The following is a 19408-nucleotide window of genomic DNA, read 5'->3' on the forward strand; positions in this document are numbered from 1 at the left end:
CTCGTCGAGGCCGTCCCGCACGTCGCACCAGCCGGCCCATCGAGGCGACCGGGGGGCGAAACTAGCCGTGCCCTCAACCCCGCCCGCAGGTCGGTCAGCTCCGCAGCAGCCGCGAGCATGGCTGCGGGCGCGGGTAAGTCGGGCACGAGCAGGATCGAGTAACCCTGCTGACGAGAGCGACGCACCCGATCTCGGCACCTCGGTCAAGAGCGGTGCCACGACCCTCGAATCGAAACGGCTTCGTCGTGCCTAGATCCCTTATGCCGGTCACGTCATCGGGGTACAGACAACCGGCGACCCGGACGAACCCGCCGAGGTGAGGTGCGTCGCAGCGCGGGCGGCGTCCGATGCCAGGAGGCGGATGACCGAGTTATAGTGGCGAGGTCGCGAAAAACGATGTGCTGGCAAGTTCTTCGCCGCGCGTCGCGCATACAACGATCCAAAGGGTCGTTGAGCGTCTCCTTGCTGAGGCCGGACATTCTGTTTGCGCCCAGCACTGACCATCGCCGACGCGGGTCGGCGCAACGGAGGAGCGCGGTATGCGGAAGACCATCGCCATTGTCGGAGCAGGGTTGGGCGGGCTGACGCTCGCGCGGGTGCTGCAGGTGCACGGCGTCGACGCGACGATCTATGAGGGGGAGGCTTCGGCGCAGGCCCGTACGCAAGGCGGCCTGCTCGACATCCATGAGGACACCGGACAGGTGGCGCTGCAGGCCGCCGGTCTGTACGACGAGTTCCGCTCTCTGATCCGCCCGGGCGAGGACGCCAAGCGTGTGGTCGACCTCCACGGCACGATCCTGTTCGACAAGCCGGCGGATCCCGGTACGGCGCGTCCGGAAGTGGATCGTGGCGAACTACGGCAACTGTTCATCGACTCGCTGACGCCCGGGACGATCAGGTGGGGCCACAAGCTCGACTCAGTGCGGCCGCTTGCGGCAGGCGGATACGACCTCACCTTCGCGACGGGTTCCACCGCACGCGCCGACATCGTGGTCGGCGCGGACGGTGCCTGGTCGAAGGTGCGCCCGCTGCTCACCTCCGCGGAACCGCGCTACAGCGGAACCTGCTTCATCGAGATCGCCCTAGCCGCAGCCAACGAGCACTGCCGGGAGAGCGTGGCCGCGATCGGCAGCGGCACGCTGATGGCGGTCGCACCGGGCCGAGGCATCATCGCCCATCGCTATGCCGACGGGAATGTGCGGGGCTATGTGGCGCTGAACAAGCCAGAGGACTGGATGAAGTCGATCGACTTCGGTGACCCGTCCGCCGGCCTCCGCCGCGTGGCCGACGAGTTCGACGACTGGTCGCCACTGCTCACCGCCTTCGTGACAGAGAGCGACGCGCAGCCGTGGCTTCGCCCCATCTATGCACTCCCGGTCGGGCTCGACTGGGAAAGGGTGCCCGGGGTGACGCTCGTCGGCGACGCCGCGCATCTGATGTCGCCGTTCGCCGGCGTGGGCGCGAACCTCGCCATGTATGACGGCGCGGACCTCGCGAGCAAGCTGGTCACGGGACTCGATACCGAGGACGCGCTCGAAGCGTACGAGGAGCGACTGTTCCCGCGTAGTGGCGACGCCGCCAACCGCTCGGCACAGAACCTGGAGACCTTCTTCGGCCGAGAAGCACCGCAGAGCGTGGTCATGCTGTTCGACCACCCCTGAGGGTCACGTGACAGTTCGCAGGCCATGCTCCGCTGCGCCGACGATGCGGGAGCCCTCGACAACACGAGGCCAGGCAGTGCACAACCCCCTGTGAGAGCCCACGACCCAACTGCCCTACTTCCCTTTACGTGTGCGCCCGCGCACCCCGTCCGCGCGCTTCGCCGCCCGGGCTTCTTTCCGGGCGGCGGCGTGTTCGCTGCGGCGTTCGGCGCGGGGGAGGCGTTCGGCACTGATGACGAGGGTGGGGGTGGAGACGAGTCCGGCGCCGCAGGCGAGGACTTGGGTGTTGCCGGCGCCGATGCGGTCCAGAGCGGCGGCGTCGCGCTCGAGTTCTTCGGCGGCGCTGACGCCTTTGAGGGCGAGCATGTGGCCGTGGTCGCGCAGCAGCGGGAAGGACCACTGGGTGAGTTTGGCGAGCGGGGCGACGGCGCGGGAGGTGACGACGTCGGCGCCGCCGGCTTCTTTCATAACGCCGGACTGTTCGGCGCGGCCGCGGACGACAGTGACGTCGAGTCCGGCCGCGTCGATGAATTCGCTGAGGAAGATGGTGCGCCGCAGCAGCGGTTCGACCAGGGTGATGCGCAGGTCCGGGCGCGCGATCGCGAGCGGTATACCGGGCAGCCCGGCACCGCTGCCGATATCCACCACGGACGCGCCTTCGGCGATCAGTTCACCGATCACCGCGCAGTTGAGGATGTGCCGATCCCAGAGGCGAGGCACCTCGCGCGGACCGATCAGACCGCGCTCCACCCCCGCGGTGGCGAGCGCCGCGCAATACTGCCGGGCGAGATCGAGTCGGTCGCCGAACACGACCGCGGCGGCCGCGGGTGGTTCCAGCTCGGCAGGCAACGCGGTGGTTCCACCGAGATCTCGTTCCACGTGAAACATCCTTCCGAACTCGTCAGGGAGATAAACAGGGATGCCGGACATGAACAAGGCCCCCGATCCGAAGACCAGAGGCCCTATCCCACCGCTACCGTCAGAGTGACGAAATACGCCGTCCCCTAACGATATCCGGCCAACGGCGCACGGCTTCGCTCAGGACGGAACGACGACCACGTGCCGGTTCGGCTCGACGCCTTCGCTCTCGCTCTCGACGCCCTCGATCGCCGCCACCGCGTCGTGCACGATCTTGCGCTCGAACGGGGTCATCGGCGCGAGCGACTCCGGCGCACCCGATTCCAGCACACGCTGCGCGGCGGCGGTGCCGAGCGCGCTCAGGTCTTCCCGGCGCTTGGCGCGCCAGCCGGCCACGTCCAGCATGAGCCTGCTGCGCACGCCGGTCGCCTGCTGCACGGCGAGCCGGGTCAGCTCCTGCAGCGCGTCCAGCACTTCACCGTTGCGACCGACCAGCTTCGACAGATCGCGGCCGCCGTCGATGCTGACGATGGCACGGTCACCCTCGACGTCGAGATCGATATCCCCGTCGAAGTCGAGCACGTCGAGCAACTGCTCCAGGTAGTCGCCCGCGATCTCGCCCTCTTCGATGAGGGCTTCCTCCGCGTCGTTCACGACATCGTCGGCGTCCGTTCCGGCGTTCACCATCGTCGTCGCCACTGTGGCGTCCCCTCCGTCGGTCTCAACTGTCATTTGGGTTTCCTTCATCTGCTCATCACGCTCGCCGGGCGCTCGCCGCCGGACGGTGCGCGATCAAAGGGTTGCTCAGCGTGGTGGCCGCCCGGCCACCGAAGTGTGATCAGCGTCTGCGCTTCTGGTTCGCCCGGCCGCGGTTGCCCGGACGCTTCTGACCGCCCGGCCGACGCTGACCCGCAGCCTTGCTTGGGGTCTTCGCGGTGCCGTTGGTCGACGGCGCACCCTCGACAGCATCCTCGACGGAGTCCGCCCCCGGACTCGGCTTCTTCTTCACATTGACCGGCTTGGCCCCCGGCTTGGGCGCGTTCTGTGCCCGCTGTTCCAGCTTGGCCAGCTTCTTCTCTTCCTCTTCCTTCTCCATGCGGCCGAAGACGAGGTGCTGCTGCCCGTAGGTCCAGATGTTGTTGGAGACCCAGTACAGGAGGATGGCGATCGGCAGGAACGGGCCACCGACGAGCACACCGAGCGGGAAGACCCAGAGCGCGAGCTTGTTCATCATCGCGGCCTGCGGGTTCGCCGCCGCCTCCGGCGTCTGCCGCGCGACCGACGCACGCGCGTTGAAATGCGTTGCGAGACCGGCGATTATCATCAGCGGGATGGCGACGAGCGCGATGTTCAGCTTGCTCGGCAGGCCGAGTCCGTGGATGGCGAAGGCCTGCAGCTCGGTGTTCGGGATGGTGATGAAGGCCGAGATCGGCGCGCCGAAGATACGGGCGCTCAGGAACGACTGCACATCGGCGGCGTTGAACACGTAGTTCGGCGTGTTCGCGTTCTCCGCGATCGACATGCCCAGCTGGCCGAAGCCGTGACCGGTCCGGTTGAACGAACGCAGCACGTGGAACAGGCCGAGGAACACCGGCACCTGGGCCAGGATCGGCAGGCAGCCCATCAGCGGGTTGAAGCCGTGGTCCTTCTGCAGCTTCTGCATCTCGACGGCCATCTTCTGGCGGTCGTTCTTGTACTTCTTCTGCAGCTCTTTGATCTGCGGCTGCAGTTCCTGCATCTGTTTGGTGGTGCGGACCTGCTTCACGAACGGCTTGTAGAGCAGCACACGCAGCGTGAACACGAGGAACACGACGGCCAGTGCCCAGGCGATGCCGCTGTCTTTACCGAGACCGGGCACCAACGCGAAAACCCGATGCCAGAACCACAAGATCCAGGACACCGGATAATAAATGAAGTCGAGCACGGCTCTATGCACTCCCGTCGTTCGTATCGCCGATCACCGCGCGCGGTGATCCTTTCCAAGCGTTCGGCTCCGACACCGAGCCGGTCTGCAGGTCGGTTCCCTGCGACGCCGGATCGGTGGCTGCCTCGGTTCCTGGTGCGGTGCGAACGGTGCTTCGCTTCCGCTCCGGAACCGGGTCCCACCCACCAGGGTGCCAGGGCGCACATTTGGCCAGTCGCACGGCCGCCAATCCGAGGCCGATGAACAGCCCGCGCGTCCGTAACGCGGTGACCGCGTACTCGCTGCAGGTCGGGGTGAAACGGCACACCGGCATGCGGGTGGGGGAGACGTAGGTCCGATACAACTCGATCAGGAAGATCAGCGCGTTCGCCGGTAGCCGGCCGATCGTGGCGGTGCGGCTCATACCGTGCCGACCCCGAGTTTGCGCAGCGCGGCGCGCATCTGGCGCAGCAGTTCCGCCGAAGAAGCATTCGCCGCACCGGGCAAGGCGCGGATGACGACATCGGTGTCGCTGGGCAACTCCGAGATCATCTGGTGGCACATATGACGCAGGCGGCGGGCGACGCGGTGTCGAATCACCGCGTTGCCCACCGCCTTGCTGACGATCAACCCGAAGCGTGGTCCACCGACGCGGATCGACACTCCGGCCGGATCACCATGGCGTTCATCAGTCATGTCCACCACTCCGTCATACCCGTGCGTCAGCACGGAACCTTGGCCGGAGTGGGTATAGACGTGCACGACCAGGTCGCGCCTCCCGATTCGCTGGCCGCGGCGCACCGTCCGGGAGAAGTCGGCACGATGATGCAACCGATACGGCTCAGGCAACACCCGAGCGTCCGCGAGCGAGGATCAGGCAGTGAGTTCGGCGCGGCCCTTGCGGCGGCGCGCCGAAACGATGGCGCGACCGGCACGGGTGCGCATCCGGAGACGGAAGCCGTGGACGCGCGCCCGACGACGGTTGTTCGGCTGGAACGTCCGCTTGCCCTTGGCCACGGTCAACACTCCTCGAGTCAGTGGGCACCAGTCGGTACCCGAAGCTTTTTCGGTGATACAGGTATTCGCGATGAATCACAGGTCCGGTCATCATCGGCGCGTCGGTCTTGGCGCACAGTCGGTCGATATCGACCTACCCGCGGTCAGCACAAGACCGCCACCGCACCAAAGGGTGACTGTACGAGGGTACTGATCGGCTCCGAACGGGTCAAACTCGGCCCACCCCGCCGCGGCCGTCCACACGACCAGCACAAACCCCGCACGACCGGAATCGAGCGCTGTGCACATCACTGCCCAGGCCTGTGAGTATCACCGTGAGTTCGTCCACACCCCTAGCCACGCCCGAGCCCGGCCACCAGCTATGTTGCTCATCGTTAGCTACAGAACCGCTGGTCAACGCCTTATCTAGCGGCCACGCAAGCGCATTTCACAACTCCCCAGGGTTCTCCACATCTGTGGATAATTGTGTGGAAAGACCCCTGGAGTGGCATATTCGTAGGGCCGACGGTGCCACGCCGCCGCCCGGAATGGGGATCTGGGCAGCGTCCGAACCGGTTACGGACGTACGCAGGATCACGGTACCGACCCGAGCATGGTCGTCGCCATCACCTCCCCGCGTGCCCCGGCCGTCTGCTCCTATCGACCTACTTCCGGGGAGGAAACTGCATGGACGACGAGCAGAACGTGTTGGCCACGGTGTGGCCCGAGGTAGTTGCCGAGCTGACCACCGGCTCACCGGACGGCGCCATTCCGCCGGTGACCCGAGCCCAGCAGGCCTGGCTGAAACTGGTCAAGCCGCTGACGGTGGCGCAGGGCTTCGCCCTGCTCTCGGTACCTTCCTCGCTGGCTCAGGAAGCCATCGAACGCGATCTGCGCGAACCGATCCTGCGATCGCTGGCCCGGCGACTCGGCCCGCAGGTGGAAGGGCTCGGCGTGCGCATCGCCGCGCCGACCGCCCCGGCCGCCGACCGCGCGAGCAGCAACCCCCGCCACGCCAGGATGACGAGCCGGCCCGAACGGGCCAGGGACAACGGTCCCCGAGACAACGGTCCGCTCGACAACGGACGCAGGGACAACGGCCCCCGGGAAAACGGGCATCCTCAACCGGGCTACCCGGGCACCGAGTATCAGGGACGCGACGACTACCCGGCCCCGCGCTACGCCCAGCCGAACGATTACGCCCCCGAGTACGCGGGCGCCGACACGTACTCCGACGCCGAGTACGCGCCCGAGTATCCGCCCGCCGCCGAGTACGACCGGCCGGACTATCCCCGCGACGACTACCAGGGCCAGGACGACTACCCGGCACACACCGAGTTGCCGCCGCGGCGCGAACCCGCGCCCGCCGCCCGCCGCGAACCGGGACTGCCGCCGCGGCGCGAGTCCATCCCGCCCGGCCAGGAGTCGCTGTTCACCCCTGATCCCGGTCCCGCCACGATGCGCGGACCGGTGCGCGCGCCGGTGCGGGAGGCGGCACCGGCCGAGGATTCCGGCCTGGCGGCCGCGCACGAGTCGGTGCGCGAATCCGACAACCCCCGCCCGGAGCACGACGACGAGCCCGTGGTCAACGTGCGCAACTCCTGGCCGACCTACTTCACCAAGTCCCAGGAGACCTCGGCGCCCGCCACGTCGTCGGCCAGCCTCAACGCGAAGTACACCTTCGAAACGTTCGTCATCGGCGCGTCCAACCGGTTCGCGCACGCCGCCGCGGTCGCCATCGCGGAGGCGCCGGCCCGTGCCTACAACCCGCTGTTCGTCTGGGGCGCTTCGGGTTTGGGGAAGACGCACCTACTACACGCGGCAGGTCACTACGCCCAGCGCCTGTTTCCCGGCATGCGGGTGAAGTACGTCTCGACCGAAGAGTTCACCAACGACTTCATCAACAGCCTGCGCGACGACCGCAAGGTGGCGTTCAAGCGCCGCTACCGCGAGACCGACATCCTGCTGGTCGACGACATCCAGTTCATCGAGGGCAAGGAAGGCATCCAGGAGGAGTTCTTCCACACCTTCAACACCCTGCACAACGCCAACAAGCAGATCGTCGTCTCCTCCGACCGCCCGCCCAAGCAGCTGGCCACGCTGGAAGAGCGGTTGCGGACCCGGTTCGAATGGGGCCTGATCACCGATGTGCAGCCGCCCGAACTGGAGACGCGCATCGCCATCCTGCGCAAGAAGGCCCGGATGGACCGGCTCGACGTGCCGCACGATGTGCTGGAACTGATCGCCAGCCGGGTCGAGCGCAACATCCGTGAGCTGGAGGGCGCGCTCATCCGGGTGACCGCGTTCGCCTCGCTGAACGGTCAGCCGCTGGATCTGCCGCTGGCCGAGGTGGTGCTGCGCGACCTGATGCCCGACACCGCGGCGCTGGAGATCAACGCGGCCACGATCATGGCGGTCACCGCCGAGTACTTCAACACCACGCTCGAGGAGCTGACCGGCCCGGGCAAGGCCCGTCCGCTCGCGCAGGCACGCCAGATCGCCATGTACCTGTGCCGCGAGCTGACCGACCTCTCGCTGCCCAAGATCGGTCAGGCGTTCGGCCGCGACCACACCACGGTGATGTACGCGGAGAAGAAGGTCCGCAAGGAAATGACCGAGCGGCGCCGCGTCTACGACCAGGTGCAGGAGCTGACCGCGCGGATCAAACAACGCTCCCGCTGAAGTATCCACAGCCCTGTCGGCCGGATCGGCTCGCTGAGTTCTACTAACACCTGTGCACCGCCTCTGACCAGGGGCGGTGCACTTTTTTGCCCTGTGGATTCCTCGAGGAATCCTTGTGGAGTCCTCGAGGAATCCACCGGTTTGTGCACCGATCGGCTAACAGGTGTGGGGATGGGTGTCGCGACGTCCGCTAACAGGGCTCGCTCCACAGTTTCCCCAGCCGATCTTGCGCACAGGGGCTGACCAGCCAAGAGGCCCGCACCGGGTTGTGGATTCCTCGAGGAGTCCATGTGGAGTCCTCGAGGAATCCTCGAGTTGTCCACCCCTCGGTACACACGTGTGAACAACCGGGTGAATTCGGTGGAACAACTCGAGGAGCACTCGAGGATGAATGTGGGACAACTTCGGAACTCCACAGACGCCGCTCGTTCATCCTCGAGACACGCACCGGTCATCCCCATGGCACCACGCCCGCTGACCAGCAGATTCGGCGTCAGTGCACAGATTCCACAGTGCCTACTACTACTTCAGTTCTTCTTCTAGAAGAACTCTCTTGAAAACAGGCTGTGTGGAAAGTCGGTTGGGGAGCTGCGGTCCAGGAGTGCTCCCGTCCCCAGGCAAGGAGGAGGGGAGTGGAGCCCTCATCGACCAATCCCTGCCCCACACCTATGCATCGCTCGCCGGCCCGAATCTGCGACACCCTCTTCGCGACAGTTCCTACTCGCACCCACCGACAAGTTCTCGACACACAGCGCACCGACCCCCGGAGGGTCGGACTAGGCCACGGGCGCAGTCGCGGGTACGGTTTGGTGTCGGTCGCCTGTGCCACACTTTTGATGGCGGCCGATCCAGCACCCTTCGCGAACCAAACGCTGATCGAGCCGAAAGGCTTGGAGGGACCAATGTCCGGCCACTGCACAACAGCTCACGGAACTGGGAGAGGACTGATCGGGCGATGGAGCTTGCAAGCATGAAGTTTCGGGTCGCCCGTGAGGACTTCGCGGAATCCGTTGCCTGGGTGGCACGTAGCCTCCCGTCCCGGCCTCCGGTCCCGGTGCTCGGCGGCGTGCTGCTCGTCGCCGACGACAGCGGGCTCACCGTCTCCGGTTTCGACTACGAGGTCTCCGCGCAGATGCGCGTCGCGGCCGAGGTCGCCGGTCCCGGCGAGGTCCTGGTGTCCGGCCGGCTGCTCGCCGACATCACCAAGGCGTTGTCGAACAAGCCGGTCGACGTGTCCGTCGACGGCACCCGGGTGCTGATCTCCTGTGGCAGCGCGAAGTTCTCGCTGCCGACCATGCCGGTCGAGGACTATCCCCAGCTTCCCGAGGTCCCGCAGCAGACCGGTGAACTCGGTGTGGATGTCTTCGCGAGCGCGGTCGGCCAGGTCGCCGTCGCCGCGGGCCGCGACGACACGCTGCCCATGCTCACCGGCATCCGCGTCGAGATCGAGGGCGACAAGGTGGTGCTCGCGGCCACCGACCGCTTCCGGCTCGCGGTGCGCCACATCGAGTGGAAGCCCGCCAACGCCGATATCGAGACCGCGGTGCTCATCCCGGCCAGGACGCTGTCCGAGGCCGCCAAGACCCTCGGGGCCTCCGATGCCCCGGTGCAGCTGTCGCTGGGCACCGGCGCGGGCTCGGACGGCCTGCTCGGCATCGTGAACGCGGGCCGCCGCACCACCACCCGGCTGCTCGACGCGGAATTCCCCAAGTTCCGTCAGCTGTTGCCGAAGGAACACACCTCCATCGCCACCCTCCAGGTGTCCGTGCTGACCGAAGCGATCAAACGCGTCGCCCTGGTCGCCGAGCGGGGTGCGCAGGTGCGGCTGGAGTTCTCCACAGAGGGCCTGCAACTGTCCGCCGGCGGCGACGACGCGGGCCGCGCCGAGGAATGGCTGGAGGCCGATTTCCGCGGCGAATCCCTGACCATCGCGTTCAACCCGGGCTACCTCATCGACGGCCTGTCCGCGTTGCACGCCGACCGGGTGACGTTCGGCTTCACCACGCCCAGCCGTCCCGCGGTGCTGCTGCCAGCCTCCGAGGAGGAGCCGCAGGCCCTCGATTCGGGTGCGTTCGCGGCGCTGGACAGCCCGTACATCTACCTGTTGATGCCGGTCCGGCTGCCGGGCTGAGCGCAGGTGCGTGATCGTGAACCGGGTTCGGCCGTCTGTGTTCGCCAGTTCTGTCGGCGGCATCGACGGTCGGCCCTGCGCGGCTGCGATCATCCGCAGCCATCCCCAGGCGCTGTCGAACCGGTAGCGCGACTGCGGGATTCGTCGGCCCGAGGGTGGGCGAGGACACAATTCATCCACAGGCTCACGCAGTGCTGTGGATGGCCAGCAAACACCTCGGCACCTGCGCCGATGCGGGTCGCGCAGGTCGAATCTGGCGAACTCGTGCAGGCAGGAGCCAGATAGCGGATGTTCGTTCGAACGCTGTCCCTGCGTGACTTCCGTTCCTGGCATCATGCAGAACTCGAATTATCCCCAGGCCGAACGGTTTTCTTGGGATCGAACGGCAACGGCAAGACGAACCTGATCGAGGCGCTCGGTTACCTGGCCACCCTCGGGTCGCATCGGGTCGCCGCCGACGCGCCGCTGATCAGGATCGGCACCGAACGGGCCAGGATCGGCGCCTCCGTCGTCAACACCGGCCGGGAACTGCGCATCGACGTCGAGCTGAACCAGGGCACCGCCAATCGCGCCCAGATCAACCGGTCACCGGTCCGGCGCACCCGCGAGATCCTCGGCATCCTGCAGACCGTGCTGTTCGCGCCCGAGGATCTCGCCCTGGTCCGGGGCGACCCGGGCGAGCGCCGCCGGTTCATGGACGAGTTGTGCACCACCCGCCTGCCCCGGCTGGCCGCGGTGCGCAGCGATTACGATCGCGTGCTGCGGCAGCGGTCCGCGCTGCTGAAATCCGCTGGGCGGCAAGCCCGATCGAGAGCAGATCTGAGCACGCTGGACGTGTGGGACGGGCACCTGGCCACCCACGCGTCGGTGCTGCTGGCGCACCGGCTGAAGCTGGTGCACGAGCTGTATCCGTACCTCGCCACGTCGTATGCCTCGATCGCGCCCGAATCCCGGCCCGCCACAATCGGTTACCGCAGTGCCGCCCTGCCGCCCGAATTCCTCGATCCCGCAAGGGAACCCCAGCCCGACGACACCGAAGCGCTGGAGGCGGTGCTGCTGCGCGAACTCGCGGCGGCCCGGCCCCGGGAGCTGGAACGTGGTGTGTGCCTGGTCGGCCCGCACCGCGACGAACTCGACCTCAATCTCGGCAGCGCACCGGCCAAGGGGTTCGCCAGCCACGGGGAATCCTGGTCCTACGCGTTGGCGCTGCGGCTCGCCGCGTTCGAGCTGTTGCGCGCCAACGGATCCGAGCCGGTGCTGCTGCTCGACGACGTGTTCGCCGAGCTGGACCGGCGCCGGCGTACCGCGCTCGCCGCGGTCGCGGCCGGTGCGGAACAGGTGCTGATCACGGCCGCGGTGCCGGAGGACGTGCCGGCCGAGCTGGCCGCGGTGCCGCTGCGGGTGGAGACGAACGGCGGACCGGACGGGCGCACCTCACAGATCGGCGAACCGGCCACACCGCCGCAGTGACAAGCACTTTCGTGTCCCGGTGGGCGCGCGAAAGGCAAACACATTCGAATTTCTGCACAGGTTTTCCTGTTATCAACAGGTTCCTGTGGAGAACTCGCCGACCGGAACGTCCGCGTTCGCTCGACGCTGTTCGCCGCACGGTCTGCGTCGGTGCCCTGTCGTAGAGTGACTCAGGCCGTGACCGACGAGAACGTGAGGAGCCTTGGTGACCGATCAGCAGCAGCCGGGCGCCGAACCGGCAGGTCCAGAGCCGGAGTTACGCGGGATCGACCTGGCCAGGCGCGCGCTCGAGGAGGCCCGCGCGGCCGCGAAGGCGAGCGGTAAATCCGTCGGGCAGGGGCGTTCCTCGCCGCAGCGCCGCCTCCGGGCCGGCACCCGGCGCCGGTCCGGCTGGTCGGGTGCGGGGCCGGATCAGCGTGATCCACAGACTTTCGCGGCCCTGACCGGCGCGCTGGCCAAGAGCCGCGGCTGGTCGGCCAAGGTCGCCGAGGGCATGGTGTTCGGGCGCTGGGCGGGGGTGGTCGGCGAGGACATCGCCGCGCACGCCACGCCGATCACCCTGAAGGACAACGTGCTGAGCATCGCCGCCGAATCGACCGCCTGGGCCACGCAGTTGCGCATGTTGCAGAGCCAGATCCTGGTGAAGATCAATGCCGCCGTCGGTCCCGGCGTAGTGACCTCGCTGAAGATCACCGGCCCTGCGGCGCCGAGTTGGCGCAAGGGGGAGCGGCATATCAAGGGCCGTGGCCCGCGTGACACCTACGGTTAGCCCGCCGCGTTCCACGTGAAACGGGGCCGGATCGCGCGCCGGGACAACCGATTTCGTCAATGTGACGGAAGTTGGCCGAGTCCGGCGAACAGGGGCGGTACGGACTAGGCTTCACCTGTCGCGCCCGCTCACGGGTTCAGCCGGGGGTTTCCGCAGTATGGTGGTCCGCCGCGCGCCGAACCGGTAACCCGTCGGCTACCGTCGCCGACCCGGAAACCGGCGGTGTGCCGAGGCGGCGCCACGGGCGGTTCGGTGGGTACCGGGCGAGCACCGCCCGATTGCTCCCAGAGTCGAGCGAAAGCGTTAAAAGGCGGAACAGACTCGCGGCGGTCCGATTTCTCGCATTCACGGAGCTGTCAGGGGTGTCGTAGGTGCGTTGTAGGTTGGCTGTACCAGTAGGATGGTGACGTAACTAGCGGCGATCACCTTCGGCGCGTTCCGTACAGCTCGCGTGGCCCCACATTTCCCCAGTGGAATGGCCAGGGACCACCGTGTGCTGTGCAGTGCCTCGCCAGGAGGATCAGCAAGTAAGGAGAGCTACCGACCAGTGGCTGCCAACGACTCCAACGCATCGGGCTCGACCAACGCTAACTCGGGCAAGGCGGATTACGGCGCCTCGTCCATTACGGTCCTCGAAGGACTCGAGGCGGTCCGCAAGCGTCCCGGCATGTACATCGGCTCCACCGGTGAGCGTGGTCTGCACCACCTGATCTGGGAGGTCGTCGACAACTCGGTCGACGAGGCGATGGCCGGATACGCGTCCAAGGTCGAGGTGACCCTGCTCGCCGATGGCGGCGTCGAGGTGGTCGACGATGGCCGCGGTATCCCGGTGGCGATGCACGCCCAGGGCGTCCCGACCATCGAAGTGGTCATGACCCAGCTGCACGCCGGCGGCAAGTTCGACTCCGACTCCTACGCGGTGTCCGGTGGTCTGCACGGCGTCGGCATCTCCGTGGTGAACGCGCTGTCCTCCCGGCTGGAGGCGGAGATCGACCGCGACGGTTACCACTGGAGCCAGTCGTACAAGGACTCGATCCCCGGCAAGCTGGTGCAGGGCGAGGCGTCCAAGCAGACCGGTACCACGATCCGGTTCTGGGCCGACCCGGAGATCTTCGAGACCACGACCTACAACTTCGAGACGGTCGCGCGCCGTCTGCAGGAGATGGCGTTCCTGAACAAGGGACTCACCATCACCCTCACCGACGAGCGGGTCAGCGAGTCCGAGATCACCGACGACGTGGTCAGCGAGACCGCGGAGGCGCCCAAGCATGCCGAGGCCGATGCCGCGGCGGCGCCGGTCGAGCACAAGGTCAAGACGCGGACCTACCACTACCCGGGCGGTCTGGAGGACTTCGTCCGCCACATCAACCGCACCAAGCAGCCGATCCACAACTCCGTCGTCGGGTTCACCGGCAAGGGCACCGGCCACGAGCTCGAGGTCGCCATGCAGTGGAACTCCGGCTACTCGGAGTCGGTGCACACCTTCGCGAACACCATCAACACCCACGAGGGCGGCACCCACGAGGAAGGTTTCCGCGCGGCGCTGACCACGGTGGTCAACAAGTACGCCAAAGACAAGAAGCTGATCAAGGAGAAGGACGGCAACCTCACCGGCGACGACATCCGCGAGGGCCTGGCCGCGATCGTCAGCGTGAAGGTCTCCGAGCCGCAGTTCGAGGGCCAGACCAAGACCAAGCTGGGCAACACCGAGGTCAAGTCGTTCGTGCAGAAGGCGTGCAACGAGCACCTGACGCACTGGTTCGAGGCCAACCCGGCCGACGCGAAGACCATCGTGAACAAGGCGGTCTCCTCCGCGCAGGCCCGGGTCGCCGCGCGCAAGGCGCGAGAGTTGGTGCGCCGCAAGTCCGCCACCGATCTCGGCGGCCTGCCGGGCAAGCTGGCCGACTGCCGGTCCAAGGATCCGAGCAAGTCCGAGATCTACATCGTCGAGGGCGACTCCGCCGGTGGCTCGGCCAAATCCGGTCGCGACTCGATGTATCAGGCGATCCTGCCGCTGCGCGGAAAGATCATCAACGTCGAGAAGGCGCGTATCGACCGAGTCCTCAAGAACAACGAGGTGCAGTCGATCATCACCGCCTTCGGCACCGGCATCCACGACGAGTTCGACATCGCCAAGCTGCGGTATCACAAGATCGTGCTGATGGCCGACGCCGACGTCGACGGCCAGCACATCGCGACGCTGCTGCTCACGCTGCTGTTCCGGTTCATGCGCCCGTTGGTCGAGCAGGGGCACGTGTACCTGGCCCAGCCGCCGCTGTACAAGCTCAAGTGGCAGCGTGCCGATCCCGAGTTCGCCTACTCCGACCGGGAACGCGACGGTCTGCTCGAGGCGGGTCTCGCGGCGGGCAAGAAGATCAACAAGGACGACGGCGTGCAGCGCTACAAGGGTCTGGGCGAGATGAACGCCAAGGAGCTGTGGGAAACCACCATGGACCCGTCGGTGCGCGTGCTCAAGCTGGTCACCCTGGACGACGCGGCCGCGGCCGACGAGCTGTTCAGCGTGCTGATGGGCGAGGACGTGGAGGCCCGCCGCAGCTTTATCACCCGTAATGCCAAGGACGTTCGCTTCCTCGACGTATAAGCCGGTGCGCTCGCCCGCCGGGTGCACACCCGCGCGGCACCGCAACCGCACCGCCCGCTAAGGAGACTTGATGACCGACACGACGCTGCCTCCGTTCGGAGGCACCGGCGGCGACCGGATCGACCCGGTCGACATCCAGCAGGAAATGCAGAACAGCTACATCGATTACGCGATGAGCGTGATCGTCGGCCGTGCGCTGCCCGAGGTGCGCGACGGCCTGAAGCCGGTGCACCGGCGTGTGCTGTACGCGATGTACGACAACGGATATCGGCCCGACCGCGGTTACGTGAAGTCCGCGCGCCCGGTCGCCGAGACCATGGGTAACTACCACCCGCACGGTGACGCGTCGATCTACGACACCCTCGTGCGCATGGCGCAGCCGTGGTCGCTGCGCTACCCGCTGGTCGACGGCCAGGGAAACTTCGGCTCGCGCGGCAACGACGGCGCGGCCGCCATGCGTTACACCGAGTGCCGGCTGACCCCGCTCGCAATGGAGATGCTGCGCGAAATCGACCACGAGACGGTCGATTTCATCCCGAACTACGACGGTCGCTCGCAGGAGCCGACCGTGCTGCCGAGCCGGGTGCCCGCGCTGCTGATGAACGGCAGCAACGGCATCGCGGTCGGCATGGCGACCAACATCCCGCCGCACAACCTCACCGAACTGGCCGAGGCGATCTACTGGGCGCTGGACAACCACGACGCCGACGAAGAGTCGACGCTGGCCGCCTGCATGGAGCGGGTGAAGGGGCCGGACTTCCCCACCTACGGACTCATCGTCGGTAGTCAGGGCATCCACGACGCCTACACCACCGGCCGCGGCTCGGTCCGGATGCGCGGTGTGGTCGAGATCGAGGAAGACAACAAGGGCCGGACCACGCTGGTCATCACCGAGTTGCCGTACCAGGTCAACACGGACAACTTCATCAACTCGATCGCCGAGCAGGTGCGCGACGGCAAGATCGCGGGCATCTCCGATATCCACGACGAGTCCTCCGACCGCGCGGGCATGCGGATCGTGGTCACGGTCAAGCGGGACGCGGTCGCCAAGGTCGTGCTGAACAACCTGTACAAGCACACCCAGCTGCAGACCAGCTTCGGCTGCAACATGCTCTCGATCGTCGACGGGGTGCCGCGCACGCTGCGGCTCGACCAGATGATCCGGCTGTACGTCAAGCATCAGTTGGACGTCATCGTCCGGCGCACCAAGTACTTGCTGCGCAAGGCCGAGGAGCGGGCCCACATCCTGCGCGGCCTGGTCAAGGCGCTCGACGCGCTCGACGAGGTCATCGCCCTGATCCGGCGCTCGGCCAACACCGACACCGCGCGCACCGGCCTGATGCAGTTGCTCGACATCGACGAGATCCAGGCCACCGCGATCCTCGACATGCAGCTGCGCCGCCTCTCGGCGTTGGAGCGGCAGAAGATCATCGACGAGTTGGCCAAGATCGAGCTCGAGATCGCCGACTTGAAGGACATCCTCGCCAAGGAAGAACGTCAGCGCGCGATCGTGCGCGACGAGCTGGCCGAGATCGTCGAGAAGTACGGCGACGACCGGCGCACCCGGATCATCGCGGCCGACGGCGACGTCGCCGACGAGGACCTGATCGCCCGCGAGGACGTGGTCGTCACGATCACCGAGACCGGCTACGCCAAGCGCACCAAGACCGACCTCTACCGCAGCCAGAAGCGCGGCGGCAAGGGCGTGCAGGGCGCCGGGCTCAAGCAGGACGACCTGGTCAAGCACTTCTTCATCTCCTCGACCCACGACTGGTTGCTGTTCTTCACCAACAAGGGCCGGGTCTACCGCGCCAAGGCCTACGAGCTGCCCGAGGCCAACCGCACCGCGCGCGGCCAGCACGTGGCGAACCTGCTCGCCTTCCAGCCGGACGAGAAGATCGCCCAGATCATCCAGATCAAAAACTACGAAGTCGCTCCGTACCTGGTGCTCGCCACCAAGAATGGCCTCGTGAAGAAGTCGAAGCTGTCGGACTTCGATTCCAACCGCAGTGGCGGCATCGTCGCGGTGAATCTGCGTGACGAAGACGAACTGGTCGGCGCCGTGCTCTGCTCGGCCGACGACGACCTGCTGCTGGTCTCGGCGCTCGGCCAGTCGATCCGGTTCTCCGCGACCGACGAGGCGCTGCGCCCGATGGGCCGGGCCACCTCCGGCGTGCAGGGCATGCGGTTCAACGCCTCGGATGAACTCCTGTCGCTGAACGTGGTGCGGCCGGATACATACCTGCTGGTCGCGACCGCCGGCGGCTACGCTAAGCGGACTGCGATCGAGGAGTACACGGCGCAGGGTCGCGGCGGTAAAGGTGTATTGACCGTCCAATACGACCCCAAGCGTGGCACCCTGGTCGGTGCGCTCATCGTCGAGGACGAGGATGAGTTGTACGCGATCACTTCCGGTGGTGGTGTCATCCGGACAGTGGCCAAGCAGGTTCGTAAGGCTGGACGACAGACCAAGGGCGTGCGATTGATGAACCTCGGCGAGGGCGATACGTTGCTTGCTATCGCGCGCAATGCCGACGAGCCCGATCCCGATCTGCACGCCGGCGGCGACAGCGACACCGGTTCTTCTGAGTAAACCAACAGCGGCGGCAACGAACGGATCTAAGGATTCCCATTGACCACTCCGAATCAGCCGAATGACGAGCGGCACCAGACGAACGGTGTGACCGAGCGGATCGCACCGTCACCGATTCCGCCGCGGCCGATCCCACGGCCGGTCTCCTCGGCAGAGAACGGGCAGCAGGGCGGCGGGCAGCCCAATGGCGGCCCGCCGAACGGCGGCCAACCGGGTGGTGCGCAGTCGCCGGGCGGCCAGCAGGGCGGGCAACCGCACGGTGGTCAGCCGGGCGGTGCGCGGCCGGGCGGTCCGCAAGCCGGTGGTCAGCAGGGTAGCGGGCCGTCGGCAGGCGGCCCGCAGGGTGGACAGCCCCGCGAAATGCGCGACCAGCAAGGCGATTTCGCGAACAAGCAGTCCGGCCCCGAGCAGGTGCCCGGTCAAGGCGGCCAAGAAGCGTTCGACCAGACTGTCCGCATGAACAACTCTGAGTCCGGTGCACCCGAGTCCGGGGATCAGTCCGGCGGCAACGGCGGTGGCCAATCGTCGTTCCAGGAAGGGTGGTCGCAACTCCCGCAGCGGGAGCCGCAGTCCAACCTGTACCGGCCCGGCCAGGCACCGGTGACCGGACGCCCCAGCGGCTCCGGTGGCGGTGGCGGTCTCGGCGGTGGCGTCACCAACGCGCGCACCACCGCGGACCTCGCCGCCAAGGCGGCCCGCAAGGAAGCGGCGATGGTGAAGTCCGTCGGCATCGACGGACCCACCCGCAGCATCGCGCGTCCCGAACTGATCAAGGACATGCCCGACCTGTCCGAGATCCGGCACCCGCTGCCGCCGTCGGCGCCCGAGACCACCGGCCCGCAGACCCCGATCTCGCCCGCGGTGCCCGTCGCGGTCGCCGCCGCTGTCGCCACCGGCGAGCCGCTGCGCGCCACCGTGCAGATCCGGCGCATCGACCCGTGGTCCACGCTGAAGATCTCGCTCGTCATCAGCGTCGCGATGTTCTTCGTGTGGATGCTCGCGGTCGGCCTGCTCTACATCGTGCTCGAAGGCATGGGCGTGTGGGAGCGGCTGAACAACACCTTCACCGACATGGTGTCCCAGGACAGCGGGTCGGTCGGCCTCATCGACGCGGGCACGGTCTTCGGCTACGCCGGCGTCATCGGCCTGATCAACGTCGTGCTGTTCACCGCACTCGGCACCGTGGGCACGTTCATCTACAACCAGTGCTGTGATCTCGTCGGCGGCATCCAGGTAACCCTGGCCGACCCCGACTAGAACCCGGTCTTGCCGAACGGCCGGTGCCGCCCTCGCTCGGGCAGCACCGGCCGTTTGCGTCGGTGGCCATCCCGAACTGCCCTGCGCGGAGCTTCTACCAGCCGTTTTGGATGGCATGGGCGGTGTTGTGTACTCTCTACACGTTGTCGCGAACTACGCGCTACAACAAGATAAGGGCCTATAGCTCAGGCGGTTAGAGCGCTTCGCTGATAACGAAGAGGTCGGAGGTTCAAGTCCTCCTAGGCCCACCCTCCACTCACGGCAGGCTCATGCTCACGAAGAGCGTGAGCCTTTGTTCGTTTCGGAGTGTTTTTGTGGGGGGTGCAACCCCCCACGCCCCGCCCGGCGGGCTTCGCCCCCGGACCCCCAACGGGGGTTGCGTTCGAATGGCTACTGCGGCTTGCCCGACCCCGACCGTCTGTTTTGACCGTGCCGACAGCGGGAAGGTACCGTTGCGGGGTCGATCGCCGCGCACGCACGGCGAGC

At 67.0% G+C, this 19408-nt stretch carries 14 protein-coding genes and 1 tRNA gene; 9 read left to right on the top strand and 6 right to left on the bottom strand.

Annotation, left to right across the window (positions count from 1 at the left end; all coding sequences use genetic code 11):
- Nucleotides 1-539 precede the first annotated feature (539 nt).
- The gene (locus NBRGI_RS27485) at nucleotides 540-1661 is read left to right on the top strand and encodes an FAD-dependent oxidoreductase (protein WP_029900105.1); all 1122 of its coding nucleotides are present in this window, start codon (nucleotides 540-542) and stop codon (nucleotides 1659-1661) included.
- 114 nt (nucleotides 1662-1775) lie between these two features.
- Here the strand turns inward: NBRGI_RS27485 and rsmG are convergent, their stop codons facing one another.
- From rsmG to rpmH, 6 genes are all read right to left on the bottom strand, one after another.
- Nucleotides 1776-2549 carry a 16S rRNA (guanine(527)-N(7))-methyltransferase RsmG gene (rsmG, locus tag NBRGI_RS44305; protein ID WP_081878253.1) on the bottom strand — a complete coding sequence of 258 codons (774 nt, stop codon included), beginning with the start codon at nucleotides 2547-2549 and terminating at the stop codon, nucleotides 1776-1778.
- A gap of 150 nt (nucleotides 2550-2699) precedes the next feature.
- Nucleotides 2700-3251 (bottom strand): Jag family protein, encoded by a 552-nt coding sequence (locus NBRGI_RS27495; RefSeq protein ID WP_029900107.1) that lies wholly within the window; start codon nucleotides 3249-3251, stop codon nucleotides 2700-2702.
- A gap of 106 nt (nucleotides 3252-3357) precedes the next feature.
- Nucleotides 3358-4443, bottom strand: a complete 1086-nt coding sequence (gene yidC, locus NBRGI_RS27500) for a membrane protein insertase YidC (RefSeq protein ID WP_029900108.1) — start codon at nucleotides 4441-4443, stop codon at nucleotides 3358-3360.
- Between the two features lie 4 nt (nucleotides 4444-4447).
- Nucleotides 4448-4846, bottom strand: coding sequence for a membrane protein insertion efficiency factor YidD (gene yidD / locus NBRGI_RS27505; RefSeq protein ID WP_029900109.1), 399 nt, complete (start codon nucleotides 4844-4846; stop codon nucleotides 4448-4450).
- The gene (gene rnpA / locus NBRGI_RS27510; protein WP_029900110.1) at nucleotides 4843-5274 is read right to left on the bottom strand and encodes a ribonuclease P protein component; all 432 of its coding nucleotides are present in this window, start codon (nucleotides 5272-5274) and stop codon (nucleotides 4843-4845) included. Before rnpA ends, yidD begins: the two co-directional genes overlap by 4 nt.
- A 21-nt stretch (nucleotides 5275-5295) precedes the next feature.
- Entirely contained in the window at nucleotides 5296-5439 is a 144-nt protein-coding gene (gene rpmH / locus NBRGI_RS27515) for a 50S ribosomal protein L34 (RefSeq protein WP_005516618.1), read from the bottom strand.
- A gap of 666 nt (nucleotides 5440-6105) precedes the next feature.
- Here rpmH and dnaA point away from each other — a divergent pair.
- The 8 genes from dnaA to NBRGI_RS27555 all read left to right on the top strand — a co-directional run bounded on the left by dnaA (nucleotide 6106) and on the right by NBRGI_RS27555 (nucleotide 19170).
- Complete coding sequence (gene dnaA / locus NBRGI_RS48780) at nucleotides 6106-8100, top strand: chromosomal replication initiator protein DnaA (protein ID WP_029900111.1); 1995 nt, start codon at nucleotides 6106-6108, stop codon at nucleotides 8098-8100.
- Between the two features lie 955 nt (nucleotides 8101-9055).
- Nucleotides 9056-10231 carry a DNA polymerase III subunit beta gene (gene dnaN, locus NBRGI_RS27525; RefSeq protein WP_029900112.1) on the top strand — a complete coding sequence of 392 codons (1176 nt, stop codon included), beginning with the start codon at nucleotides 9056-9058 and terminating at the stop codon, nucleotides 10229-10231.
- 288 nt (nucleotides 10232-10519) lie between these two features.
- Entirely contained in the window at nucleotides 10520-11701 is a 1182-nt protein-coding gene (recF, locus tag NBRGI_RS27530) for a DNA replication/repair protein RecF (RefSeq protein WP_029900113.1), read from the top strand.
- A 202-nt stretch (nucleotides 11702-11903) separates the two neighbouring features.
- Complete coding sequence (locus NBRGI_RS27535) at nucleotides 11904-12470, top strand: DUF721 family protein (protein WP_370627851.1); 567 nt, start codon at nucleotides 11904-11906, stop codon at nucleotides 12468-12470.
- A 547-nt stretch (nucleotides 12471-13017) separates the two neighbouring features.
- Nucleotides 13018-15072: a DNA topoisomerase (ATP-hydrolyzing) subunit B gene (gyrB, locus tag NBRGI_RS27540; protein ID WP_029900115.1), complete on the top strand. Its 2055-nt coding sequence runs from the start codon at nucleotides 13018-13020 to the stop codon at nucleotides 15070-15072.
- Between the two features lie 70 nt (nucleotides 15073-15142).
- Nucleotides 15143-17665: a DNA gyrase subunit A gene (gene gyrA, locus NBRGI_RS27545; RefSeq protein ID WP_029900116.1), complete on the top strand. Its 2523-nt coding sequence runs from the start codon at nucleotides 15143-15145 to the stop codon at nucleotides 17663-17665.
- A gap of 39 nt (nucleotides 17666-17704) precedes the next feature.
- Nucleotides 17705-18922: a DUF3566 domain-containing protein gene (locus NBRGI_RS27550; protein WP_029900117.1), complete on the top strand. Its 1218-nt coding sequence runs from the start codon at nucleotides 17705-17707 to the stop codon at nucleotides 18920-18922.
- 174 nt (nucleotides 18923-19096) lie between these two features.
- Nucleotides 19097-19170: transfer RNA gene (locus NBRGI_RS27555), tRNA-Ile, on the top strand.
- The last annotated feature ends 238 nt before the right edge of the window (nucleotides 19171-19408 follow it).

The organism is Nocardia brasiliensis IFM 10847 (assembly GCF_000710915.1).
GTDB lineage: Bacteria > Actinomycetota > Actinomycetes > Mycobacteriales > Mycobacteriaceae > Nocardia > Nocardia brasiliensis_A.

Coding starts and splice junctions, on each gene's coding strand:
- NBRGI_RS27485 (WP_029900105.1), top strand. CDS start 540: ATGCGGAAGACCATCGCCATTGTCGGAGCAGGGTTGGGCGGGCTGACG.
- rsmG (WP_081878253.1), bottom strand. CDS start 2,549: ATGTTTCACGTGGAACGAGATCTCGGTGGAACCACCGCGTTGCCTGCC.
- NBRGI_RS27495 (WP_029900107.1), bottom strand. CDS start 3,251: ATGACAGTTGAGACCGACGGAGGGGACGCCACAGTGGCGACGACGATG.
- yidD (WP_029900109.1), bottom strand. CDS start 4,846: ATGAGCCGCACCGCCACGATCGGCCGGCTACCGGCGAACGCGCTGATC.
- dnaA (WP_029900111.1), top strand. CDS start 6,106: ATGGACGACGAGCAGAACGTGTTGGCCACGGTGTGGCCCGAGGTAGTT.
- dnaN (WP_029900112.1), top strand. CDS start 9,056: ATGGAGCTTGCAAGCATGAAGTTTCGGGTCGCCCGTGAGGACTTCGCG.
- recF (WP_029900113.1), top strand. CDS start 10,520: ATGTTCGTTCGAACGCTGTCCCTGCGTGACTTCCGTTCCTGGCATCAT.
- gyrA (WP_029900116.1), top strand. CDS start 15,143: ATGACCGACACGACGCTGCCTCCGTTCGGAGGCACCGGCGGCGACCGG.